Here is a 22,687-nt window from a genome sequence, read left to right on the forward strand (position 1 = left end):
ATTCCGTTATCTTAACCACTTCGCAATAGAATAAAAAAGCTATCACATGCCATTAAAAACTGATGAGTTGAGAACCCAAGCTCTGGGTCCTATGCCAACTCCTGCCGAACTAGGCAATTCACACCCTATTACTGACGACGTTGCTGAGCGCATTAAAAATTCTCGCCGCCAAATCGAAGATATCCTAACTGGTCGTGATAACCGCCTATTAGTTATCGTAGGCCCTTGCTCTGTTCACGATACAGATGCGGCACTTGATTACGCTGAGCGCCTAAGCAAAATTCAAGACCAGTACAAAGATGAACTGTTCGTTGTAATGAGAACCTACTTCGAGAAGCCTCGTACTGTTGTAGGTTGGAAGGGTTTGATTACAGATCCTAACCTTGATGGTTCATACGCACTTGAAACAGGCTTGAACAAAGCTCGTAAGCTTCTGCTAGATATCAACAAGCTTGGCCTAGCTACCGCGACTGAATTCCTTGATATGATCACAGGTCAGTACATTGCAGACCTTATCACTTGGGGGGCGATTGGCGCTCGTACAACTGAATCTCAGATTCACCGTGAAATGGCTTCTGCACTGTCTTGCCCTGTTGGCTTCAAGAACGCGACCAACGGCAACATCAAGATTGCTATCGATGCAATTCGTGCAGCACATGCTTCACACTACTTCTACTCTCCAGATAAAAACGGCCGCATGACGGTTTACCGTACTTCTGGCAACCCATACGGTCACGTTATTCTACGTGGTGGTGATAAAGGCCCTAACTTCGACGCTGAATCTGTAGATACTGCATGTAAGCAACTGGCTGAATTCGATCTACCTCAACGTTTGGTTGTAGACTTTAGCCACGCTAACTGTCAGAAGCAACACCGTAAGCAGTTAGAAGTTGCACAAGACATTTGTGAGCAAATTAAATCTAACAAGAACCAAATTGCAGGCATTATGGCAGAGAGCTTCATTATTGAAGGCAACCAGCCAATGACAGACATTAACAACCTAGAATATGGCAAGTCGATTACTGACCCATGCCTAAGCTGGGAAGATACTGCAACAATGCTAGACATGCTTGCAACAGCAATTAAAGATAGAAACTTAGCTTAAGGAAACAACACAATGCCATCATTTGACATTATCTCTGAAGTAGAAGCAGTAGAACTGCGTAACGCAGTAGACAACGCAAACCGTGAACTATCGACTCGTTTCGATTTCCGCGGCGTTGACGCAAGCTTTGATTACAAAGATGAATCAGTAAAATTGACTGCTCAAGACGATTTTCAACTGAAGCAAATGCGCGATATCCTTCGCAGCAACCTAACGAAGCGTAATGTTGATCCTAACGCGATGGAAGCGAAAGCGGCAGACCAAACAGGTCGCACTTGGCACCAAACGGTTATCTTTAAGCAAGGCATTGAAACTGATGTCGCTAAGAAGATCGTTAAGCTAATCAAAGACAACAAAGTTAAAGTTCAAGCTTCTATCCAAGGCGACAAAGTTCGTGTTACTGGTAAGAAGCGTGATGACCTACAAGCTGTTATGGCTCTAGTTCGCGGCGGTGAACTTGGTCAACCTTTCCAGTTTGACAACTTCCGCGACTAATTATTGAGTTTGAGCGACCGCCTATTTGGGTTACTCATTCATCAGCACAATGCCGTGTTTGAAATAGCAAAAAGCCACTTCTTTTGAAGTGGCTTTTTATTTATCTGGTCCAGCTTTAGTTTTATTCCGAGCCTCTAGCCGATTTCAAACAACCAGAAAGCTCTCATTTCAACTAGAAGCAATTACCTCAACTGAGTACTTGGGCTGCTGACAATTTTAGGTCTTTGCCGACCAACAGATTAAACTCTACGCTTGCTGGTGGAATAAACACACACACTCGTAATTTCTCTGCTCTTGCTTGCTCAAGCTTTGTTGATAGCTCTCCGCTGTTGGCGTAGCTCTCTCTTTCTGCATCTCGGCGGCACAGGTCGATAAATTCAAATGGACAATCGCTCGGTGAAAGTACGAGCTCTGCCTCCTGCATCAAACGTAAAGCCTTCATAGACAGCAGCTCGACATCTTGCTCGAATTCAATCCAAGTGACCTGCCCTTCGCTATCAATGCCTTCGGTTAGCGCTTGCTGGTAGTAAGACTCTAACTGCTCTCTGTCATTCACCTGCTCGATAAAGCTGGATGACAAGAAACGCTCCCAAAATTTACGACGCTCGTCGACGGTTGGGAATGACTCTTTGATTGAATTGCGTTTTGATGCACCGAAGTCTGCTATCAAACCTATGTTTTGTGGCAATACCGTTTCGAGTTTTTCTCTGATATTTCTTACTAAAACAGGTGATGCCCCGCCACTAGAGATGGCAATTTGGATTCTGCCGCGATTTATCATCGAAGGTGTGATGAAGTCGCAGTAAGGAAGATCGTCAACCACATTGACTAAAATGCCCAGTTTTTTCGCATCATTATACACTTGGTGATTCAAGCTTGGGTTGTCTGTTGTGGCCCAAACCTGCAAGTAATTTTTCGATATGACCTGTGACGAGTAAAAGTTTTGAACCCAGTGAAGCTTGTTCTCGTCCACAAGCTGCTTTAAGTAAGGCGCTACCTTGGGAGACACCAAAGTCACATCCGCTCCCGCTCGTAGTAAGCTATCGACTTTACGGCAAGCAACCTCACCCCCACCAACCACTAAGATTGGCTTATTTTCTACATCCAAAAACATTGGGAAATAACGCATGTTCTTCCTTGAGACTACTTCAATAACTATTCAGCCATGCTACCAAATTTGGAGCATATTCATAACTATCGAAGTGTAATAAAAATATTTATTGACCAAATTTCAACATTTCTTAAGTTTAATATTTCATCATTGTGATGTTTATTCAGAATATTTATCTAGTCGATTATCAATATAAAAATCTAAATCTCGTTGCACCAACAGTGTGAACCGTTGCACTATTTACATTCACTTAACATTTGGTCATTCTAATTGTGTTCGGATTTGTGATTTCATTCAAAATTCTTTTTAAATTATACATTTGTGAAACTACGGATCCTTTCCTAACCTTATAAACAGTTGTTTAAATCGCACACAGTTTCATTTGCAAAATGCAACTCGTTTAATTTGAACAACAAGGTCATAGAAAACGCAACACATAAGAGAAACTCAAACGAGCACGAGTATCAGGTGTCACCTGGTTAACAAGGAAGGATACAAATGACAAATAAACTAACACTTCTTGCTTCAGTAGTAGCTGCATCAACTGCGATGATGGCAACATCGGCATCAGCGGCAGAAAGCACTCTGGACAAAGTCACATCTCAAGGTTTTCTAACTTGTGGTGTAAGTACCGGTCTTCCAGGGTTCTCTAACCCTAACTCAAAAGGTGAATGGGAAGGAATTGATGTTGAGTATTGTCAAGCTCTTGCAGCGGCTGTACTCGGTGACAAGACTAAAGTTAAGTATGTACCTCTAACAGCAAAAGAGCGTTTTACTGCGCTTCAATCTGGCGAAATCGACGTACTATCTCGTAACACAACATGGACATTACATCGTGACACTGCTCTAGGTCTGAACTTCGTAGGCGTTAACTACTACGATGGTCAAGGCTTCATGGTTAAGAAAGAACTTGGCCTAACAAGTGCTCAAGAGCTTGATGGCGCTTCTGTATGTGTTCAATCAGGTACAACAACTGAACTTAACCTAGCCGATTACTTCCGTAACAGTGGCATGTCTTACAAGCCAGTGGTATTCGATACGGCAGCACAAACATCGAAAGGTTTCGACGCAGGTCGTTGTGACGTACTAACAACTGACCAATCTGGTCTATACGCACTTCGCCTAAACCTAGCTGATCCTAAATCTGCAGAAGTACTTCCTGAAATCATCTCTAAAGAGCCTCTAGGCCCTGTTGTTCGTCAAGATGATGATCAATGGTTTAACGTTGCTAAGTGGACACTTTCAGCAATGATTAACGCGGAAGAATACGGCATCTCTTCTAAAAATGCAGACGAAATGCTTAAGTCAAAAGATCCAAACATCAAACGTATTCTTGGTGTAGACGGTCCTAAAGGTAAAGGCCTTGGCATTCGCGACGACTGGGGTTACCAAGTAATTAAGCAAGTTGGTAACTACGGTGAGAGTTTTGAGCGTACTGTTGGTACAGGTTCTCCACTTCAAATCTCTCGTGGTGTAAATGCATTATGGAATGCGGGCGGCTTTATGTACGCTCCACCAATCCGTTAATAAATTTTCAAGCATCAATTAGGGCGGAGTTTTCCGCCCTATTTATTAAATGGATTTGAGGTTATAGTAGTATGAAACCTAATGAAACTATTTCTCCAGCTCAGGCAAAGCCACAGCCCAAAAGTGCCAACTTATTTTACAACCCCACTTTTCGCTCCATCATTTTCCAAATTATCGCCGTCGGGGCGCTTTGTGCTTTCTTTTACACGATTGTAAATAATGCACTCACAAACTTAGATTCCCGTGGTATCACCACTGGTTTTGATTTTCTCTCCCAAGAAGCTGGTTTTGGTATCGGCTTAACACTGATTGAATACGACGAGACCTTCTCATACGGTCGTACATTCTTTATCGGTCTTCTCAATACCGCTTTGGTTTCAGTACTCGGCATCATGCTAGCGACAGTGCTGGGCTTTAGTATGGGTATCGCTAGACTCTCTTCAAACTGGCTAGTTAGCCGATTTGCAGCTGTCTACATTGAGATATTCCGAAATATCCCTCTGCTATTACAAATCTTTTTCTGGTATTTCGCCGTTCTACAAGCCTTGCCTTCTGCTCGTCAAAGTATGAGTCTAGGTGAAGCAATTTTCTTGAACGTACGCGGGTTGTACTTCCCTGCTCCAGTCTTTGAGCAAGGCAGTAGCATTGTCATCGCATCATTGATTGTCGGTATTATCGCTACGTTTATTATCAACATCTGGGCTAAGAACAGACAGAAACTGACCGGCCAACAAACACCGATGTTGCGAATTGCAGCTGCGTTGATTTTAGGCTTACCGTTGATAACTTACTTTGTTATGGGCATGCCTATCTCTGCAGATTACCCTGTGTTGAAAGGGTTTAACTTCAAGGGTGGTGTTACGATAATCCCTGAGCTTGCTGCATTGATGCTCGCTTTAAGTATCTATACAGCAGCGTTCATTGCTGAGATTGTTCGTTCAGGTATTAACGCGGTAAACCATGGGCAAACTGAGGCTGCGATGTCTCTAGGCATCCCACGTTCTAGAACTCTAAAGCTTGTCATTATTCCACAAGCATTAAGAATCATTATCCCACCACTAACCAGTCAGTATCTAAACCTGACCAAAAACTCATCACTTGCGATGGCCATTGGTTATCCTGATCTTGTCTCTGTATTTGCAGGAACAACACTTAACCAAACTGGACAAGCTATCGAAGTAATCGCGATGACAATGGGCGTCTACCTAACCTTGAGCCTATTAACGTCCGCTCTAATGAACATATACAACCGCAAAGTAGCATTGGTGGAGAGATAAGATGAGTACACATCAATTTCAACCTGATCTTCCGCCTCCAGCGAATACCGTTGGGCCAGTCGGTTGGTTAAGAAAAAATCTATTTAATGGACCTGTTAACAGCGTCGTCACTGTGATTCTTGCTTACTTTGCTTTCACCCTATTATGGGCAATAGCGGATTGGGCATTCATCAGTGCCGACTGGATAGGAACCACACGTGATGCCTGTACTAGCGAAGGCGCTTGTTGGGTTTTTATCAGCGTTCGTTGGGACCAATTCATGTATGGCTTCTACCCAGAAGCTGAACTGTGGCGACCTCGCCTCTTCTATGCAACGTTGGCCATTTTTGTAGCCTTACTGGCTTATGAAAAAACACCTAAACGTACGTGGATTTGGTTGTTCTTCGTCAACATCTACCCATTTATCATTGCTGGCTTGCTATACGGTGGCGTCTTTGGGTTAGAAGTTGTTGATACCCATAAATGGGGCGGCCTACTGGTTACACTGGTCATCGCACTTGTTGGTATTGTAGTGTCACTCCCTATTGGTGTTGCACTTGCTCTTGGGCGTCGCTCAGAGATGCCGATCATTCGCAGTATGTGTACCGTATACATCGAAATTTGGCGTGGCGTACCGCTCATTACAGTTCTATTCATGGCTTCAGTAATGCTGCCACTCTTTTTATCAGAAGGGACAGAAACCGATAAGCTCATTCGAGCACTTGTAGGGGTAGTTCTATTCAGTGCAGCCTACATGGCCGAAGTAATTCGAGGTGGTCTACAAGCAATACCAAAAGGCCAATACGAAGCAGCTGATGCTCTGGGATTAAGCTACTGGAAAAAGACCGGGCTTATCATTCTACCTCAAGCTCTTAAAATCACGATTCCTTCAATTGTGAACACCTTCATTGGTTTGTTTAAAGATACCAGTCTTGTTTTGATTATTGGTATGTTTGATGTACTAGGAATTGGCCAAGCCGCGAATACCGACCCTGAATGGCTTGGGTATTCAACAGAAAGTTATGTATTTGTCGCGTTAGTGTTCTGGGTGTTTTGTTTTGGCATGTCGAGATATTCGATATGGCTAGAAAACAGACTTCACACCGGTCACAAACGATAATTAACAAGATCAAGGACGTATTATGACGCAGCAGACAGAAAACAACTCTCAAGGTCTTATGATCGAGTTGAAAGACATGAACAAGTGGTACGGTGAATTCCACGTACTTAAGAACATCAATTTAGAAGTTAAAAAAGGCGAGAAAATCGTTATCTGTGGCCCTTCAGGCTCTGGTAAATCAACGATGATCCGCTGCATCAACCGATTAGAAGAGCACCAAAAAGGTCATATCTTCGTTTCAGGTAATGAATTAACGGAAGACCTAAAGAACATCGAAGCCGTGCGTAGAGATGTCGGCATGTGTTTCCAACACTTCAATCTGTTTCCACATCTGACGGTATTAGAGAACTGTACTCTGGCTCCAATCTGGGTCAAAAAGATGCCAAAAGAAGAAGCCGAAGCGATTGCAATGAAGTACCTAGAGCGCGTAAAAATCCCTGAGCAAGCGGACAAGTTCCCAGGTCAGCTTTCAGGTGGTCAACAGCAGCGTGTAGCTATCGCTCGCTCTTTGTGTATGAACCCTCAAGTGATGCTGTTTGATGAGCCAACGTCGGCGCTCGATCCAGAAATGGTTCGTGAGGTGTTAGACGTAATGGTTGAGCTTGCAGAAGAAGGCATGACGATGCTTTGTGTAACGCACGAGATGGGCTTTGCTAAAGAGGTCGCGGATCGCGTTATCTTCATGGATGCCGGTGAAATCATAGAAGAGAACAACCCTGTCGATTTCTTTGAAAACCCACAATCAGACAGAACGCAGAACTTCTTAAGCCAAATCTTACACCACTAATGTGTTATGATGCATAAACTACAGAGGCGGCTTAGGTCGCCTCTTTGTTTTCAGTGTTATAATTAGTTTTTCAAGATTATAAACAGCGATTCAGTGCGATTAAAATTGAACAACGAACCTTAACTGCACTTTAAGAAATACTTTGTTACACCTTCAGAAACACTTAACCGACTATTTTGATTATTATTTTACGTATACAAGAGGAATGAGAGACTTGATTTTTCGAACTTTCACCCCAATAAATGTACTAATAACTATTGAAGTCACCTTACGAGGAAGATTATGAACAGCCCTATGTTTTCACGCACAGCATCTCAAGAAAGTGCTCTGCAAACCAATAAAGTGTTGCGTAACACCTACGCATTACTGTCTATGACACTACTTTGGTCTGCTGTTGTAGCAGGCGTATCCATGGCGATGAACCTTCCTCGCCCGGGTCTTATTATCATGCTAGTTGGCTTCTACGGCCTACTTTTCCTAACAGAAAAGAACCGTGACAACAGCATGGGTCTAGTCTTCACATTCCTATTTACAGGTTTCTTAGGCTACACCATCGGTCCAATCTTAAACATGTACGTTGGCGCAGGCATGGGTGATGTCATCCTAACTGCACTTGGCGGTACAGCACTGGCGTTTATGGGCGCATCAGCTTACGCACTAACAACTAAGCGTGACCTGTCGTTCCTTAATGGCATGCTATTAGCGGGTTTCGTAGTACTACTTGTAGGTATGGTTGCAAACATCTTCCTACAAATGCCTCTACTATCATTGGCAATGAGCGGTATGTTCATCCTGTTCTCGACTGGTGTTATCTTGCTTACAACGCAAAACATCATTCGTGGCGGTGAAACAAACTACATCTCTGCAACGATCAGCTTGTACGTATCGATCTACAACATCTTCATCAGCCTACTAAGCATCCTAGGCATCATGGGCAGCGACGACTAATCGTTCCCATCATTGAAGAATATCTAGCCCAAGAGCCTACCTCTTGGGCTTTTTTGTATCTATAAGTACGATATTTCATTGGATAGCTACAATTTCTGTTGAGAAAGACAAACTTGGTCATGTACCCTATCCGCATAGTTAATTGGATTCTGGATTAAACATGTTTGAATATAACGGCAAGCAAATCGAAACCGACGCTCAAGGCTACCTATTGGATTACACGCAATGGGAAGAAGGCATGATTGAAATTCTTGCTCAAGACGAGGCGATTGAACTTACAGATGCACACTTAGAAGTCGTACATTTTGTAAGGAGCTTTTACGAAGAGTTCAACACCTCACCAGCGGTTCGCATGCTCGTTAAAGCAATGGAAAAAGCTCACGGCCCAGAAAAAGGCAATAGTAAGTACCTTTTCAAGTTATTCAAAAAAGGCCCTGCAAAACAAGCGACCAAGCTCGCCGGTTTACCTAAACCAGCAAAGTGCTTGTAAAACCTAACCCGCTTTAGGTCATTAAGTTACGTTCAATATAAAATACTGTAGTGCTACAACTACAGTATTTTAAACGCCCCTATGCGTACGTCTTGGCGCTCACTATCTTTAACTTGATGCATCACAACGTTGTCTACTGTTGCGCTCGAAGGGCCAATATAGAGCCAAGCATGTAATTTCTCAATTTGCTGACTCTCTCCGACAACTAACACTTCAACTCGACCATCATTTAAGTTCTTTGCATAACCTGAGAGACCCATAGCTTGCGCCTGCCTACTGGTGTGGTAACGGAACCCAACACATTGAACTACGCCTGACACGACAAAAATATATTGTGAACTTTCCATAACGTTGCCTCATAAATTATATGAATGATATAGTCGAGTTTCTATTCATTCACCGCTTATTGGTGGACTTACTTCGAGTATAACGATTATGAAAGAAATCCCATTTCGTTGGATTGACAAATATCTCATTCACCTAAAAATCCAAGAAAAGTTCTATCTACTCTTCTTATTGCCTCTTCTCGCCCTGGTTATATTAACTCTCGTTTTAGATAGTGCCGCTGACTCTTTACTTGCTCACCTTTATCAAGAAGAAATGCTCTTGATGAAAGGGCTTATCGAAGCGGGTCAACTCACTAAAGATCAAGTAGCTCAGCTTGTCAGCAGCTCTGAAACCATCTCTTTAGGCTACGGTGCTGGTTCTGTTTCAGTGATGAATGGAGCGTTCAGCCTAGTTGCTAACCATGACCAAAACCTTTGGTCTGCTCTATCGACGACTCAGGTTTCTATCATCGCTGTAACCCTAACGCTTATCGCACTAGGTGTTTACTACATCATGACCTTTATTGGCGGCGCGATGTTCTCTATGAACAAAGCTCTGAACACGCTTGCGAATGGCGACTTAACTTGCCGCATGAACTACTTCTTAGTTCGTGACGAGTTCAGTGAAATCGCGATTACAATCGATAAAGTTGCGGAGCGTGAACAAAACATGGTTCTATCAATCCAAGAGTCTGTCGCTCTCATGCAGCAGATCAGCTCGGACTTGAACCAGTCAACACAACAAAGTTCAGACATCTCAGGTAACCAACAAGAACACCTGAATAGCTTAGCAAGTGCAACGGAACAAATGGCGGCTACCATTCGCGAAGTCGCTACCCTTGCTCATGCGTCTAGCTCACAAACGATGGACGCTCGCGGCGTTGCTCAGAGCGGTCAAGTCAAGGTTTCAAATACACTGGAGTCTATCTCTAGCCTATCTCAAGAGATCCAGTCCGCTTCACAAGCAGTAGAAGAACTGGATGCCAACGCGGCGCAGATCGATGAAGTAGTCACAACCATCAACGGTATTTCTGAACAGACTAACCTGTTAGCGTTGAACGCAGCTATCGAAGCCGCACGTGCTGGCGAGCAAGGTCGTGGATTTGCTGTTGTTGCCGATGAAGTTCGTGCCCTTGCCGGTCGTACTCAGCAAGCAACGGTTGAAATCCAAAGCATGATTGAATCATTACAACGTAACAGTCAATCACTGACCAAGCTGATGGAAGTCACGGTGAACAATGCTAACGAAGGCCAAACACTGATGTCAGAAGTGAACGTCGAGATCGGTTCATTAGCGGAAAAAAACCAGTCTATTTCAGATAGCAGCACTCAAATTGCTACCGCGGCTGAAGAACAAGGCGTAGTCGCTGACAACATTGCACAGAGTGTTGAAGAGATTCGTCATCAGTCAGACAGTATCTGCGAGATGATCAGTAAGAGTAATTCCAATGTTGACCAACTTCGTAAACAAAGCGATACGATGGAAGGTTTGCTGACAGGTCTTAAAGCTTAATACTGATATCCACCACAATGTGTTGATTAATCATTACTAGGGCTGCTTCTGCAGCCCTTTCTTATTTGCTTTTCACCTGCACTTCCCCGACAATACCCCTCCTTCAAATTCAACAAACAGAGTAAATTATGACTCCTTCAATTCATCTAGCTAAAGGCCGAGATAAATCACTACGCCGCAAACACCCTTGGGTATTTTCACGCGGTATCGATAAGGTCGAAGGCGAACCAAAACAAGGTGAAACTGTAGACGTATATGCTCAAAATGGTCAGTGGCTTGCAAAAGCGGCTTACTCACCAGAATCTCAAATTCGAGCTCGTGTTTGGACATTTGAAAAAGAAGAGATCAACAAGGCGTTCTTCGTAAAACGAATTCAAGACGCACAGTCTTTACGAGAAGACATTATCGAACGTGATGGTCTAACGGGCTACCGCCTAACGGCCGCAGAGTCTGATGGCTTACCAGGTATCACAATCGACAAATACCAAGACTTTCTTGTTTGCCAACTGCTAAGTGCTGGCGCTGAGTTTAACAAAAGCGTATTGGTTGAAGCGTTAATCGAGTGCTTCCCTGACTGCAACATCTACGAGCGTTCAGACGTGGCAGTTCGTAAGAAAGAAGGCCTAGAACAAGTTGTCGGCGTTCTTCATGGTGAAGAGCCACCAAAATCTATCGTGATTGAAGAAAATGGCGTTAAAATCAGCGTGAACATTATGGAAGGCCACAAAACAGGCTTCTACATGGACCAACGTGATAGCCGCAAAGAATCGATGAAGTACGTTAAAGGCAAAGATGTCCTTAACTGTTTCTCATATACAGGTGGCTTTGGCCTTTACGCACTTAAAGGCGACGCGAAGCGTGTTATCAACGCTGACGTATCTCAACTTGCTCTTGATACCGCTAAATTCAACGCTGAACTTAATGAGTTTGATATCTCGAAAAAGCGCGCTGTATTCCTAAACGCTGACGTTTTCAAACTGCTTCGTGAGTACCGTGATCAAGGCACTAAGTTTGACGTAGTGATTATGGATCCGCCAAAATTTGTTTCAAGCAAGAATAACCTAACTTCAGGCGCCAACGGCTATAAAGACGTTAACATGCTTGCAATGCAAATCCTGAAACCAGGCGGCACTCTACTCACCTACTCTTGCTCTGGCTTAATGGGTACTGATTTGTTCCAAAAAATCATCGCTGATGCAGCATTAGATGCAGGCCGAACGGTTAAGTTCGTCGAGCGCTTCGAGCAAGCAGCCGATCATCTAACAGACACAGCCTACCCAGAAGGTTTCTACCTGAAAGGTTTTGCTTGTAAGGTTCTTTAAATACAAATTACCAGTCTAAGAAACAGCGTTACAGTTCATAAAAAACCGAGATTCTTCAATCTCGGTTTTTTATTAGTATCAGCAAACTCAATCGTCTTTAATAACTAGGATGTCAGACAAACTATTCGTCAAGTCTGCAGCGGAGAGGCCATCAAATTCAATTTTAACTTGCTGCCCATCTTTTTCTACAACCATGGCGGAGTTAACTTCGCCTCCTTCAACCTCGATGTTGTCTAACAACTCAGTGACTTGTTGTTGAGTTGGCGCATCAGCAAATAAGTCAGACAAATCAACCTTATCTCCTTCCGCGATGCTAAAATCGGAGATTCGATCGGTACTTCCATCTAAATCACCATCAACCCACTTGAATATATCAGCGTCATCACCACCAATAAGGATATCGTTTCCGAGACCACCAATCAGCGTATCTTGACCAACTCCACCTTTAAGTGCGTCATCACCACTCCCACCATCTAAGTAGTCATTACCAGTACCACCATCGATAGCGTCGATACCTGCTTGTCCGTAAACTGTATCGTTACCGTCACCAGTGAAAGCAATATCGATGCTGTCATTCTTATTCATACTTGGTCTATAACTATCGCCTTCCGATACAAAATCATCACGCTCAGCCGCACCGTCTTTAGGGTTCTTGGCTAATGACTCACTCCCCCCAAGGTAAACCGTGTCGTTTCCACCTCCTAGTTGAACGTAATCACCACCTTTGCCAACATCAACAAGGTAATCGGTGTTTGTATTATCAAACGTTGATGTTCTCTCATTTTCTGTATTCCCAGCAGAGAATTGATGCTTCTGCCATTGAAGGTCAGCTCCATCTACGGTAATCGTGTCGGTGACATCTCCAGAAGAACTAATCGTGGTTGGTGTTACGGGCTCAGGAACCTCAATTTCTGCAGTTGCCGTAGAGCTTGCAAATTTGTCCGCTCCCGTAACATATTGCTCTTCACTAACTGCTTCAACTGTAATACCAAAATCACGATTTCCAGTATAATCCGCCGGGAATACTAATTGAGCACTTACCGTCCCCACAACTCCAGCTGCATCAACAGCAAGTGCAAGTATGTAATTACTTGTACCATTGACTGGCGTTTGCAGTACCCCATCTACATACAGTTTCAACCCTGAAGGAATCCCGGTTAGTTCGACTTTGTCGTTTAAGGTTTCGCTTCCATCGACATCAACAAGCGCAACTGACACATCAATCGGTAGAACTTGCTCTTCTAGAATTTGATAAGTACCAGATTCATTATCCAAACTCACGATCGTATCTTTGAATACAATCTGCTCTATCTCATAAAGGTGATCACCAGCTTCTTTATCACTAGCACCTACTTGGTCGGCCGTATCAATGAAACGTTTGTCTTCAACAATCCAATATGGAACTTCGCTATGATCATCTGCAGGGAACCAACGTAAAACGTAATCTGATAAATCCCCTGTATAAATAACACTGTCGACTTGGTTAGGATCATCGATTGAGCCTATGCCTCCGTCAAAGTGGTCATTATAAGCACTTCCTATAAATGTATCACTTCCCTGTGTACCCGCCGATACATCACCGACAAAGTGGGCGGGAGACAATGCTACATCATCTGGATTGCGCTGATCTTTCGCGATAAACAAATCATCTTTGTCAGTACGATCATCAGTAGTATCAGCGTTATTAATCAAGTCTCCACTAGAGGTGAGCCCCTCAACAATGTTACCCGTGTTACCCATTTCTAGTAGAGTGCCATTATTAAATAGATCTTTAATGGCCTGTTCATCAGATGTATCGAAGCTAGGTTCCACTCGAATTGTTTTTAAATCACCAATAGTAATAGTAACAACAGGAGCGTCAGCCACAGGCGTAATATCTACCGTAAGCGTATGCTCTTCTGACGTACCATTCTCGTTTACAGCCTTGAACTTAATTTCAGCGTAGTCATTAGATTTATTGCCTACACCTTCAACATTGAAGCCGTCATAACCAGATTCGTTAGCATCTGGATTAAAGCCTATCACGCCTGAAGTTAATTGAGCCGATGTAATCTGAGTCGAGTTTAGTGGCTGCCAATTTGGATCTTGAACAGTGCCAAGATTAATCACCAACGCTCCATCGAGTGGTTGTTGAGTTATCACTAGGTCGTTGCCAGACTCAATCCCAAAATCATCAATCGATAGCACTAAAACAGTATCTTCTTGTCCAAAGGCTTCCTTACTTTCAGCATCTGGTCCAACAGGTACTGGATGGACAATTAGGTTGAAGGCCCCGTTCGAAATCTCACTGGTATCGCCGACAATCTCGTCTGAAATCGCTTCAATCTTAACGCTATAAGTGCCTGGTTCATCAACCTGAATCATCAGATCAGCGAGCACTGTTTCCGCAGTACCATTTGAGGTTAGCCAAGCAGATATGTCTACTTCACCATCAGCATTAACAACAAGCTCCTGGCTTCCAAGTTTAACAATTGAACCTTCAGGCAAACCAGACACGACGAGTCTCAACGCCTCTGAGCCATCGGTATCAACAAGCTGCGTAGTGATCTTAGAGACATTGATAAAGGTATCTTCCAGCCCTTCATTAATATCGAACGCTGGGTAATAACCACCCTCTAAGGATTCATGTTCAACCTGTGTCCCGATATTAACTTTATCCTCAAGCGAACTTACATCAGGAACAATATCAAAGTTGTCCGTGTTAAAGTCTACGGGTTCATTGCCACCAACTGCGACACTGATAGTGGCATTACCTGGACCAGCCTCGTTGTCGTGGAATGCAGTAATTGTGTACCAACCTGATGCCGATGGTACAAAGGCTGAAGACTCATAGGTACCACCTCCACCCCAAGTTTGAGAGGCCATGGTTTCACCACCGACTTCAAGTCTAAATGAATCATCTGCATGACCACTAAACACGTATGACTCACCAGCAACTAGGAATACTAAACCAGTAAGTTTGCTCGAAATGTTTTCGATAGCTGGAGAGTTCTGAGTGCCAAAGTCTGGCGCCTGTGTAACTTCTGAAGAGTTGGCAACACCTGCAGACTCGATTGCTTGTTCAACAAGGTCTGGAGCCACTCCGCTACCATTGTTGTAATCAAAGTCTAGGTTTTCCCATTGCTCTAACTTAAAACCTTCATCTAAATCTACATTTGGTGTTTCTACAACTAACTTGGCAAGTGTCGTATCAGGGCGAATATCAATCGACATCGTCGTACTAGAGCTGATGTTGATGCCGTCAGAACTGTGGTAGTTAAACTCCGCATAATCTTGCTGATTATTGCCAGTTGCTACATTCTCTTCATCAGACATTAATGTACTTGATTCATAGCTTACTGGGTTGAATATCAAGAAACCTTGTTCAATCTGCTCTTGGCTTACTGATACTCCTGTACCAATCGTTTCAGTATTTAACAGAACCCATTCATCAGTAGATTCGTTGTACAGATACATATCACCCGCACCTGGAGCACTAGTGATAACAATCGACAATTCACTAGAATCTGCGTCAGAAACATTGAAATCGGCCCACTTAAACGTAATCGATGAACCTTGGGCTTGTGCCTCATCGCCAATGACATGTGAGTCCTGTGCTTGCGGTGCTTCATCGTTATCAATGATCGTCGCAATACCTTGCTTACCACCCACTTCGAGCGTGAAGTTCTCATTTAACTCATCAATGCCGTCTTCGTTAGTTGGTACCTTGATGTCAAACGACGTTACTCCCGCAGGCACAACAAGCTGACCATTAACAAGCGTCACTCCCTCAGTGAACTCTACGTTGTCGGTGAAATCTTTGTTATCACCGAGCTCGGCAGAACCGGAGTTTAACGACCAGTCGAATTGAGTCTCTTGACTGCTTGTGTTAACTAGGTTCACGGTGAAGACAGCTACATCGCCTTCAATTACTTGTTCATTATTTGGATTAACCGCGTTGCTCACTGTATCGATAGTTGGAGCTTCATCGTTATCAGTAATGCTGCCCACTGCAGATTCACCATCAACAGTCACGGTGTAGGTTTCAGCGATCTCATGGAGACTGTCATCAATTGTCGGAATCAAGATTGCAAAGTCCTTCACTCCAATTGGGACAATCAGTTTTCCACTTTGCTGATCATAGGTGACGCCATTAGTAAAACGAACCTGACTCAAGTCGAGATCTTTTTCTTCACCCGAATCATTCGCAGCATCCGTGTTCTTACCAAAAGTAACGTCCAATACAGACTCAACAAGTGCACTTGAATCCAGAATTACTTTAAAGCCAAGATCATCACCTTCAACTACTGAGTCTGCTAGCAGGTCTACAGACGCAACACTAGAAGGAGTCGGTAAAGGGTTGACGATAACATTAACTTCAGCACTCGCGATTTGGCCATTATCATCAGTAACCTGATATTTAAACGTTGTTTCACCGACAAAATCATCGCCAGTTAAATCAAAGTATACGATGCCGTCTTTGATATACGCATTACCTTCCGTTTCACCGTATACATAGGTAATACGTAGATTGTCGCCATCTGAATCGATATCGTTATTTAGAAGCTCAGAACCGATAATGCCAGCAAGCTTCGATGTTGGAATCTCAAGAATGCCGCCTTGATTCACTGCATACGCGCCTTCACTAGAGGCTTTAAAACCAGTTAGGAAGTAATCTGACGCATCATTATCATTCGTTGCTTGGTTGGAATACTCAGTTGCTTCAAATACCACAGTATCAAACGCGATTGGAGTACCATCAGGACCAAGCGGTGTTATTTCGTAAGTACCTTTATTGTTACCGTCTTCAGCAATAAACGTATCACCTGCAACCGCTACGCCATTGAGGTACGCTACCCAACTGCCTTGTTCATGGTTATCAGTGAAATCACCGTCATTACCTTCGTTTTTAAACAAGTTAGATACTGAAAATGTAAACTGAGTAGCAGGGCTATCTAAGTTGATTTCAAACTTCTCAGATTGCTGCTCTGCACGATCATATTCAATCTGAGCACCCAATCCACCTACTTTGCCGGCAACACCAATCTTAATGCCGCTGTGTGCGAAGTCTTTATCTTGGCCATTGAAGCTAGCATTTAGCTCAGCGCCTTCGGCTGACCATGGAGAGTCGTTGTCTTCACTGAACTCACCCAGTTTAACTTCGAAGCCTTGCGGATCGTTATTCGCATTCAGGTCACCAGACTTATCGATAGTAACTGTCTTAACTTCACTTTCGTTACCATCACTGTCTACCGCTTTATATTCGAATGAATCTGACGCCTTAGCTTCAAGAGAAGTCAGCTCCCAGTTACCTGGTCCTTGTGTGCTTGCTTCCACCGAAACAATCTCAGCACCTTCAGGAGCGACAATCGTGACATTTTGATTATTGTGGGTGTCATCATAAAGGAAGGTTTTGTCTTCTGTGACACCATTACCATAATCAAAGGTGACTGTAATCTCAGCTCTTGATTGAACACTATCATCAGCATTTGGGGCAAACCAACCACCCAAACCACTTAGACCAACCGTTACTGAGTCCGCTGGACGAGAAGAGAAATCAATGTTGATCGCCTCGTCTTGGTGAATACCGCGATTAGTCGATGCAATACCGAAACCCATATGGCCTTGCTGACTGTTGTTTTGCACTAAAGGCTTAGCGTCAACGTTATTTCGACCTTCCGAGGTAATGGTGACGACATCACCATTATCAAACTTCAGTTCGCGAGTATACGCATCTACTTCATCACCCCAGTTATGGAACTCTGCAGTGCTATGAGGGCCTTTATCTAATGTGGATGTATCATCAACACCTAAGAAGAAGCCCGTTGATTCTTGGTCATCTTCATAAACGATGTTGTTAGGATCTGCATACGTCTGCCCAACTACCACTTCAACCTTGTTATTACCATCGACATAGTAAAGAGTTCCTGAATCAGGCAGCTCTGTGATGATCACGCCGAGATTTGTATCTGCGTCATTATCGTTATCATCTTCATTATCAGAAATATGGTCTGTACCATCACCTTCGATAGTCCCCATCCCGGTATCGAAAATAACTTGCGAAGAGCCATCTGCATTGAGAGAAATAGAGAAGTCTTCAGCTTTTGGCGGGTTATCATGGCTATCGTCAATAGCTACATTTTTATCAGCACTAGAAGTATCTAGCTTCTCAAATACATCGGTACCATCTTGGGTTACGGATACAACACTAACGTTAAACTCTTGTCCAACTTCGTATTCGTTGTCTTGTTCAGTTTGAATCTCAAAGGTCGCTGTATTTGTATTTGCGTCTACGTTTACAGTTATAACTTCAACAATATCTTCATTGCTCGCATTTGTGTAAGAGTACTGAAGAGTAACCACACTATCTTCAGGCACTTGCTCACTTAGCGTAATCGTAAATGGACTTGTCTTATCACCCTCAATAACTGAATCGGGACCAGTCAGCCCAACTGTAACGGTATCTTTGTCGTTTGTGTCTGTCTCATCGACAATCTTAGCTGTACCTGAGTCCTGTTTGTCATTTTCAACAAACTCACTAGTTGAGCTAGCATTTAGAGTTACAGTCTCTTCACCCTCAAGCAATTTATCATCAAGAACCTTGATGAAGACTTCTAAGCTATCAGAGCCGCTAGCAATAATAAGATCGGCAAGCTCCTGATCTGAAAGCGCTTTATAATCTTGTCCATCTTTAACGTAGATCTTGTCTTCGTAATCGACACCTTTAGTTGCAGTATCCCCTGCCGACCCTAGTGTAAGAGCAAGACCAACGTTCTCAGAGACAAGCTCATCTAGGTTGATTTCAAATGATAAGAAAGCATCTTCTGCTTCTGTCACTGGTTGGCCAGCAGTAACTGTTAGCTCAGCAACAGGTAATACATCAACATTCACTACAACCGTATCTGTACCACCGTTACCGTCCGACACGGCAACAACAAATGAATCATCTCCATCAAACTCGTTGTTCGGAGTGTACTTCCACTCGCCCGTTTCAGGGTCGATCTCAACACTACCGTTTGTAGGTTGGCTCACCGTGTAAGTCAGGTCAGTGTCGTCAATATCGGTTGCAGTAACCTTACCAGATACAGAGTTATCCTCTTTAGTCGATACACTTATTTGATCAGTATCGCCAATCGGCACTCCATCTTTGACAAATATTGGAGCATCATTTTCTGGAGTGACATTAATCGTAACCACGGCGGAATCAGTACCACCTTTACCGTCAGAAACTGTGTAAGTAAACGTAGCGATACCATTGAAGTCATCCGCTGGAGTGTAACGAACGGTCTGAGAACCATCTTGTAGCTCAACTAACTCAACCTGACCGTATGTTGGATCAATCACTAAACTATCTAAAATGATTAACGTATCACCATCAACATCAGAGTCATTCGAAAGTAACTCGCTACTAGGTATATCGAGAGTTACATCTTCTTGTGTCTGAAGATTTTTAATCACTTCTTGAAATTTGATATTGTCTAGATAAGTCCCACTCTTGTCGCCTTCAGTGCCAACTTCTCTAAATGAAAGGGTATTTGAACCATCTCCACTACCACCTAATAATTCCAATAACTGAGTTTGCATTATGTTGCTTTCAGGGGTGATCGTAGCAATGACTTCGCCGTTCCAAATGACCTCAAGCTCAGCACTCGGCAATCTTTCGTACATTGCCGTATCAAAAGACAGTTGGTATAGGGTACCGCTTTCCACACCTTGAATTTGTTGGGTAAGGGTTACATTGTCACCGTTACCTTCCATATCAATCATACGATCGCCGTCTGTTTCATCAACAGCATAGCCTTCTTGAACTGAATCTAAAGCACCAGTTCTTGCATCGTAGGACCAACCATCTAGTTGGTCGATTCGAGAACCCCAACCGGCATTTGATACCGATTCATAGTCTTCAAAGCTACCATTGACGATCAGGTTATCACCTAATTCTCTTGAATCATCGTTCGCGATAGGGTCATCATTTACTGGTGTTACATTAACGGTCACTGTCGTAGTGCTTTTTTCACCATGAGTATCAACAATGGTGTATTCGAAAGTCGCTTCACCATTGAAGTCTTGGTTAGGTTCAAACACGACATTGCCATCTATCAGCTGAACAGAACCGTTTGTAGCATCGGTTGCGTTGACAGAAAAAATGGTTATGTCATCCCCATCAACATCGAAATCATTGGCTAGCAGCTCACTACCACTAATAGTAAGAGCCTGATCTTCTTCCGTTATGAGTTTGGGTGCATCTATTCCGGTAACTGTAATGTTATCGATGAACGCACCAAGCGAATCAGATTTACCCGCACCAGCAAAAGCGATTAAAGTAGCATCACTACTAACATCAAACTCAGCATTTGCTTGATACCAACCTTTGTTATCCGGACCATCTAGTGTTACAGAAATGCCTTCTGGAGCAGTCACTGTTCCATCCGCATGCAGCGTAATAGTTGTATTCCCAACAGTAAAAGTCATATCAGACGACGAGTTGCCGTCTTGGCGAGGGTTATAATCGAACTCTACCCTCAAAGAGTCTTGATCCGACGTATCAATTGATGTCGTCATCACCGTGTTTTTATGTGGGTCTAGCTCTGCGTAAAAATCACCGTCGGTAGCATCAACAATTAAGCCGTCTCGCTCAATCTCTATACCATTAGTAAAGTCCCATACCTCTGATGGGTCTTTAGAAACAACCGTCCAACCCGCTGGGTTTGCCATATTTTCGAATGACTCAGTGAGCAATATGGTTTCTTGAACGTTTTTGTAAGAATCACTGATGGCTACAGGCGCATCGTTGACTGGCGTCACCGTCAAGTTGAACGTGCTGTCTACCGGTGTGCTGCCATCTTCGTTGCCGTCTTCAACGTTAATATCGAAAGACGCCGACGTGGTTTCGCTGCCGTCATGTTTAAACGTCACTTTACCCGTCGCCAACTGCGCCACCGTAAAGCTGCTCGACGCGACGCCGTTCACTAAGATTGTGCCGTTACTCACGTTGCTGACCGTGAAGCTCACGCCTGTGTCCGTATCGTCAACGTCCGTGTAGCCAAGATCTGCCGCCGTGATGGTGTAGCTGCCTGCTTCATCCATTTCACCCAACAGATCGCCTGTCAGCTCCGGCGCATCATTCACTGGCGTCACCGTCAAGTTGAACGTGCTGTCTACCGGTGTGCTGCCATCTTCGTTGCCGTCTTCAACGTTAATATCGAAAGACGCCGACGTAGTTTCGCTGCCGTCATGTTTAAACGTCACTTTACCCGCCGCCAACTGCGCCACCGTGAAGCTGCTTGACGCGACGCCGTTCACTAAGATTGTGCCGTTGCTCGCGTTGCCGACCGTGAAGGTCACGCCTGTGTCTGTATCGTCAACGTCTGTATAACCCAAGTCAGCTGCCGAGATCGTGTAGCTGCCTGCCTCATCCACTTCCGCCGCCAAATCGCCTGTTAGTTCCGGCGCATCATTCACTGGCGTCACCGTCAAGTTGAAAGTGCTGGCTACCGGTGTGCTACCATCTTCGTTGCCGTCTTCAACGTTCACATCGAACGACGCTGACGTGGTTTCACTGCCGTCATGTTTGAACGTCACTTCACCCGCCGCCAACTGCGCCACAGTGAAATGGTTCGACGGAACACCACCGACTAAGATTATGCCGTCACTCGCGTTGCCGACCGTGAAGGTCACACCTGTGTCAGTATCATCAACGTCCGTGTAGCCTAGGTCCTCAGCCGTAATGGTGTAGCTGCCTTCTTCATCCACTTCACCCAACAAATCACCTATCAGCACTGGTGCATCGTTCACAGGAGTGATATTAAGCGTAACTTCTGCTTCGTCTTCCCCACCGTTCCCATCGGTCACTTTATATTTAAAAGTTGCCTCCCCGTTATAGTCGGTATCCGGTGTGAATGTAATTGTATTGTTTGTGTAGTCGACAAACAGCTCACCATTAGTCGCGGAGGTAATTGAACCCACAACAATTGAGAGCTCATCACCATCAATGTCAGTATCATTCGCCAACAATTCATCAAAAGAAATCGTGATAGACGTGTCTTCAGCAGTAACAAGTTTAGATTGATTAATACCTGTCACTGTAATGTTATCTAACAACGCACCGTAGCTATCTGAAGCACCAGCGCCTGCAAATGTAAGGTCCGTAACGTCCCCTTGGACTTCGAACTCAGCCGTGATCTTATACCAACCATTTGCGTCAGGTTGCCCTATTTGGACATTAAGTCCGTCGGCACCCGATAGAGTTCCATCGGCGTGAACAGTAACTAACGTGTCACCGACTTTAAACGTCATGTCAGAAGATGAATTACCGTCTCGTCGAGGGTTGTAATCAAATTCAACACGAACGCTATCTTGGTCTGACGTATTAATACTTGTTGTGATCGCGGTGTTTTGATGAGCATCAAGCTCAGCGAGGTAGTCACCGTCTGTCGCTTCAGCTATGAGACCGTCACGCTGAATCTCTAGACCATTTGTTGCTTCCCAATCACCCAGTTCGTCGCCAGTTACTACTGTCCAACGACCTGTGTTTGTCATGTTTTCAAAGGACTCAGAGAAGAGCAGCGTCTCACTATGAGTTTCATATGTGTCATCAATCGCTACTGGGCCCTCGTTCACGTTGCTCTCTTTCAGGGTCACCGTCGCTTCCGCTGTCGAGCCGTAACCGTCGGTCATCACCATCTGGTAATCGCCACTGTTCGTGCCT

General features: G+C 44.0%; 13 protein-coding genes. 10 read left to right on the forward strand and 3 right to left on the reverse strand.

Going from position 1 to position 22,687, the window contains the following annotated elements; all coding sequences use genetic code 11:
- Window positions 1–46: 46 nt before the first annotated feature.
- Window positions 47–1,105 (forward strand): 3-deoxy-7-phosphoheptulonate synthase, encoded by a 1,059-nt coding sequence (locus AB4517_RS00375; protein ID WP_372111293.1) that lies wholly within the window; start codon window positions 47–49, stop codon window positions 1,103–1,105.
- 12 nt (window positions 1,106–1,117) lie between these two features.
- Window positions 1,118–1,600: a YajQ family cyclic di-GMP-binding protein gene (locus AB4517_RS00380; protein WP_017063832.1), complete on the forward strand. Its 483-nt coding sequence runs from the start codon at window positions 1,118–1,120 to the stop codon at window positions 1,598–1,600.
- 187 nt (window positions 1,601–1,787) lie between these two features.
- On the opposite strand, the gene AB4517_RS00385 is transcribed toward AB4517_RS00380, so the two are convergent.
- A complete protein-coding gene (locus AB4517_RS00385; RefSeq protein WP_372147677.1) occupies window positions 1,788–2,729 on the reverse strand; it encodes an NAD(P)-dependent oxidoreductase in 942 nt (313 codons plus the stop codon).
- Window positions 2,730–3,209: 480 nt separating this feature from the next.
- On the opposite strand from AB4517_RS00385, the gene AB4517_RS00390 reads away from it, so the two are divergent.
- The 6 genes from AB4517_RS00390 (at window position 3,210) to AB4517_RS00415 (ending at window position 8,839) form a co-directional block, all read left to right on the forward strand.
- Window positions 3,210–4,238 (forward strand): amino acid ABC transporter substrate-binding protein, encoded by a 1,029-nt coding sequence (locus tag AB4517_RS00390; protein WP_017059701.1) that lies wholly within the window; start codon window positions 3,210–3,212, stop codon window positions 4,236–4,238.
- Between the two features lie 71 nt (window positions 4,239–4,309).
- Window positions 4,310–5,515: an amino acid ABC transporter permease gene (locus tag AB4517_RS00395; RefSeq protein ID WP_017066316.1), complete on the forward strand. Its 1,206-nt coding sequence runs from the start codon at window positions 4,310–4,312 to the stop codon at window positions 5,513–5,515.
- Between the two features lies 1 nt (window position 5,516).
- Window positions 5,517–6,614, forward strand: a complete 1,098-nt coding sequence (locus tag AB4517_RS00400; RefSeq protein WP_017066317.1) for an amino acid ABC transporter permease — start codon at window positions 5,517–5,519, stop codon at window positions 6,612–6,614.
- 22 nt (window positions 6,615–6,636) lie between these two features.
- Window positions 6,637–7,401 (forward strand): amino acid ABC transporter ATP-binding protein, encoded by a 765-nt coding sequence (locus AB4517_RS00405; RefSeq protein WP_017059704.1) that lies wholly within the window; start codon window positions 6,637–6,639, stop codon window positions 7,399–7,401.
- A 282-nt stretch (window positions 7,402–7,683) separates the two neighbouring features.
- Window positions 7,684–8,349, forward strand: a complete 666-nt coding sequence (locus AB4517_RS00410; RefSeq protein WP_017057206.1) for a Bax inhibitor-1/YccA family protein — start codon at window positions 7,684–7,686, stop codon at window positions 8,347–8,349.
- A 160-nt stretch (window positions 8,350–8,509) separates the two neighbouring features.
- Entirely contained in the window at window positions 8,510–8,839 is a 330-nt protein-coding gene (locus AB4517_RS00415) for a TusE/DsrC/DsvC family sulfur relay protein (protein ID WP_017057205.1), read from the forward strand.
- A 59-nt stretch (window positions 8,840–8,898) separates the two neighbouring features.
- Here the strand turns inward: AB4517_RS00415 and yccX are convergent, their stop codons facing one another.
- Entirely contained in the window at window positions 8,899–9,186 is a 288-nt protein-coding gene (yccX, locus tag AB4517_RS00420) for an acylphosphatase (RefSeq protein WP_017059706.1), read from the reverse strand.
- Window positions 9,187–9,274: 88 nt separating this feature from the next.
- Between yccX and AB4517_RS00425 the strand changes: the two genes are divergently transcribed.
- Window positions 9,275–10,678 (forward strand): methyl-accepting chemotaxis protein, encoded by a 1,404-nt coding sequence (locus AB4517_RS00425; protein WP_102319806.1) that lies wholly within the window; start codon window positions 9,275–9,277, stop codon window positions 10,676–10,678.
- A 128-nt stretch (window positions 10,679–10,806) separates the two neighbouring features.
- Window positions 10,807–12,000: a class I SAM-dependent methyltransferase gene (locus AB4517_RS00430; protein WP_017059708.1), complete on the forward strand. Its 1,194-nt coding sequence runs from the start codon at window positions 10,807–10,809 to the stop codon at window positions 11,998–12,000.
- 87 nt (window positions 12,001–12,087) lie between these two features.
- On the opposite strand, the gene AB4517_RS00435 is transcribed toward AB4517_RS00430, so the two are convergent.
- Window positions 12,088–22,656 carry a tandem-95 repeat protein gene (locus AB4517_RS00435; RefSeq protein ID WP_372147678.1) on the reverse strand — a complete coding sequence of 3,523 codons (10,569 nt, stop codon included), beginning with the start codon at window positions 22,654–22,656 and terminating at the stop codon, window positions 12,088–12,090.
- Window positions 22,657–22,687 lie beyond the last annotated feature (31 nt).

This window comes from Vibrio sp. 10N.222.52.C3 (assembly GCF_041474195.1).
GTDB lineage: Bacteria > Pseudomonadota > Gammaproteobacteria > Enterobacterales > Vibrionaceae > Vibrio > Vibrio crassostreae_C.